Origin of the sequence: Nocardioides sp. (genome assembly GCF_035703625.1) — a bacterium.
GTDB lineage: Bacteria > Actinomycetota > Actinomycetes > Propionibacteriales > Nocardioidaceae > Nocardioides.
Window position 1 is genome coordinate 1 of record NZ_DASSXS010000143.1, and the last position, 2,627, is coordinate 2,627.

Here is a 2,627-nt window from a genome sequence, read left to right on the forward strand (position 1 = left end):
GGGCAGCGCTGCGCGAGGAACGAGCGCAGCGCGTGGGCCCGGGGAGATTGAGCAAGCCCCGCGGCCGAGGTACGAGGCCGCGACGGGCGGGACGAAATCCACGCGCAGCGGCGCCCGAGGCACGAGGGAGGCGCGTGGGCCCGGGGAGATTGAGCAAGCCCCGCGGCCGAGGTACGAGGCCGCGACGGGCGGGACGAAATCCCGTAAGCGTGGGCAGAGCGGTGACCACGGCGGCGATCAGGCCAGCCAGCGCCGCAGCGCGGCGTGCACCTCGGGGTGGTTCAGCAGGCCGAAGTGGTCGGTGCGGCCGACATGGACGAAGTCGGCGTCGGGGAAGAGGTCCGCACCCGTGCGGTCGCGGCCGCGGGCCGACTCGACCCGGACCAGGAGGTCGCCCACCACGTGGCCCACCGGATGCCGGGGAGACGCCGTCACGGTCGCAGCGACCAGCCGGTAACGCGCGTGCGGGAGGGGCGGGACCTCCTCGGTCAGCCCGGCGACCAGGTCGTGCACGCCCACGGAGCGCCAGTCGAGGATCCGCCCGAAGGCCGCGGTCTCGGGGAGCCGGCCGAGCCCGCGGCTGCCCTCGCCGACCCCGCGCGCGATCGGGGCCCCGAGGTGGGGCGACCCGAGCGTGACCACGTCGGAGACCAGCGTCGTCCACGGCCGCTCGACCTCCGTGGCCACCGCGCCGGCGGCGCGCATGATCAGGCCGCCCATGGAGTGGCCCACCAGGGCGATCCGCCGGACCTCCGCGGGCCAGGCCTCGATCACGTCCTGCAGCAGGGCGGTGAGCGCGACGCCGTTCTCGCGCAGGCCAAGGCCGGTGTTGGCGCGCAGGAACACCGGGGTCCACCCCTCCTGCGCCAGCATCTCGCCGTACGTCGTCCCGAGGCGGTCGCGGCCGCGGTTCCAGTAGGACTCGTTCTCGCAGAGCCCGTGCAGGAAGACGACCAGCCGGTCACCGGCCTCGGGGAAGGCGGCGGCGATCGAGCCCGGGTCGGCGGGTACGTCGCGTCCGCCTGCCCGCACGCCCATCGGGATGGCCAGCCGCGGGCGTTCGCGCACCAGGCGGTCCCCGATCAGGCCGTTGACCGCCGAGCTGACGAAGCGCCCCCTGCGATCGGCCTCGAGCCGCGGCCCCACACCGGTGTCGGCGACCTTGTCCAGGCCGTGCGCCGCGAGCCGCAGGCCGCGTCCGAGACCGCCGTACACGGCTCCGGCGATCCCCCGGTGCACGCGTTCGGACAGGGTCGCGCTCTCACGGGTGCGCCCACTGAGCGACTGGACCCGGGCGAGCCACGCCTCGTGGGTGTCGCGCACCGTCCGCACGCCGAGCTCGTCGGCGACCTGCGAGAGCAGCGAGAGTGCGTCGAGGACCCCTGGTCCTCCGGGCGGGTCGGCAGCCACACGCATGACACGACCCTACAACTCAGTGAACACATGTTCACTGGCGAATCGCTGACCCGCCCGTAAGTTTCGGGCGGGTCGGCGACTCAGGCCTGGGCGGGGGCGTCCTCCGCCGGGTCGTCCTCGATCTCCTCGACCTCGACGACCTCGGCCTCGGGGTCGCCGATCGTGCCGTCGGGTCGCAGCCCGGCCAGCTCGACCACGTTGCCCGAGGCGTCCTTGACCGTGGCGCCCTCGACGACCGCGGCCAGGGCCTTGCCGCGCAGGATCTCCTGCACGAGGTCGGGGATGTGGTTGTGCTCGAACATGTGGTTCGCGAACTCCTGGGGGTCCTGCCCGGACTGCTGGGCCCGGCGGACCAGGTGCTCGGAGAGCTCGCTCTGGTCGACGCCGAACTCCTTCTCCTCGGCAATCGCGTCGAGGAGGAACTGAGCCGTGACGGCGTCGCGGACCCGGCGCTCGAGCTGGGCCTCGAACTCCTCCAGGGTCTGCTTCTCGTCCTCGAGGTACTTGTCCATGGTGATGCCGGCCATCATCAGCTGCTGCTCGATGTTCTGGCGGCGGGCGTTGAGCTCGTCGGTGACCATCGTCTCCGGCAGCGGGACCTGGACCTTGTCCAGCAGCCGCTCGAGTACGGCGTCGCGGGCGGCGGCCGCCTGCTCGAGGCGCTTGCCGCGACCCAACCGCTCGCGCACGTCGGCGACCAGCTCGTCGGTCGTGTCGAACTCCGAGGCCATCTGGGCGAAGTCGTCGTCGAGCTCGGGCAGGTCCTGCTCCTGGACCTGCGAGACGCTCACCGCGACCTCGACGTCCTCGCCGACCAGGTCGCCGCCGACGAGCTGGGAGGTGAAGGTCTTCTCCTCGCCCGCGGACATGCCGGCCAGGGCCTCGTCCAGCCCGTCGAGCATCCCGCCGCGACCGACCTGGTAGGACATGCCGGTCACCTCGGCGCCCTCGACCGGCGCACCGTCCTGGGTCGCCTTGAGGTCGAGGACCACGAAGTCGCCGTCGGCAGCCGGGCGGTCGACGTCGTTGAGCGAGGCGAACCGCTCACGCAGCGCCTTGACCTGCTCGTCGACCTCGTCGTCGGTGATCTCGATGTCCTCGACCTCGGCCTCGATGCCGACGTACTCCGGGACCTCGATCTCGGGCTTGACGTCGACCTCGGCGGTGAACTCGAGAGCCTCGTTGTCCTCGAACTTCGTCACCTCGATCTC

Annotated in this window: 2 protein-coding genes; both read right to left on the reverse strand. The window is 72.4% G+C overall.

Annotation, left to right across the window (positions count from 1 at the left end):
• Window positions 1-237: 237 nt before the first annotated feature.
• The gene (locus tag VFN12_RS07065) at window positions 238-1,416 is read right to left on the reverse strand and encodes an alpha/beta fold hydrolase (protein WP_325117921.1); all 1,179 of its coding nucleotides are present in this window, start codon (window positions 1,414-1,416) and stop codon (window positions 238-240) included.
• An 80-nt stretch (window positions 1,417-1,496) separates the two neighbouring features.
• Window positions 1,497-2,627, reverse strand: a 1,131-nt coding sequence (gene tig / locus VFN12_RS07070) for a trigger factor (RefSeq protein WP_325117922.1), incomplete at its 5' end; no start/stop codon positions are given.